The organism is Thermosynechococcus sp. (assembly GCF_046299635.1).
Taxonomy (GTDB): Bacteria; Cyanobacteriota; Cyanobacteriia; order Thermosynechococcales; family Thermosynechococcaceae; genus Thermosynechococcus.
Genome location: NZ_JBKBHV010000067.1, coordinates 1 through 706 on the forward strand (window position 1 = coordinate 1; position 706 = coordinate 706).

At 43.9% G+C, this 706-nt stretch carries 2 tRNA genes and 1 rRNA gene; all 3 read left to right on the forward strand.

The features are described 5' to 3' along the window. Positions 1–190, forward strand: a 16S ribosomal RNA gene (locus ACK4IR_RS12345); the annotation flags it as partial. A gap of 59 nt (positions 191–249) precedes the next feature. Further along, positions 250–326: transfer RNA gene (locus tag ACK4IR_RS12350), tRNA-Ile, on the forward strand. 70 nt (positions 327–396) lie between these two features. Beyond that, a tRNA-Ala gene (locus tag ACK4IR_RS12355) sits at positions 397–472 on the forward strand. Positions 473–706 lie beyond the last annotated feature (234 nt).

The window sequence follows — 706 nt, forward strand, 5'->3', positions numbered from 1 at the left end:
GCGGATCAGAATGCCGCGGTGAATACGTTCCCGGGCCTTGTACACACCGCCCGTCACACCATGGGAGTTTGTTGCACCAGAAGTAGGTAGTCTAACCGCAAGGAGGACGCTTACCACGGTGTGGCCGATGACTGGGGTGAAGTCGTAACAAGGTAGCCGTAGGGGAACCTGCGGCTGGATCACCTCCTTAACGAAAGATTGGTGACCGGTAAGAATCCACAACAAGTTGTTCTTCGAAGATGTATCTGAGGGTCTGTAGCTCAGTTGGTTAGAGCACACGCTTGATAAGCGTGGGGTCACAAGTTCAAGTCTTGTCAGACCCACCACTACTGACGAAGTGATGAATAATCACAAGCTGCTAGATAAAAAGATATGTCGTTCATTATGATTAAAGCTGGGGACTTAGCTTAGTTGGTAGAGCGCCTGCTTTGCACGCAGGAGGTCAGGAGTTCGACTCTCCTAGTCTCCACCATAGATTATAGAACTTAGTAAGTTAAAGCTTATTAACTTCTGTGATTTATCACAGTTTCCTGACCTGACGAAGGCTGGAAAAATCATTAACAGAATATATTTGAGTTGAAATAATTTGTTCATACTCGTTTTTAAGATCGACATTAACAGTGATTTATTACTGGATGATGGAGATTAAAGAAATGAGTTACTAGCGAAATTAACTGAATCAAGCGTTTTGGTATGTGAATTGAAT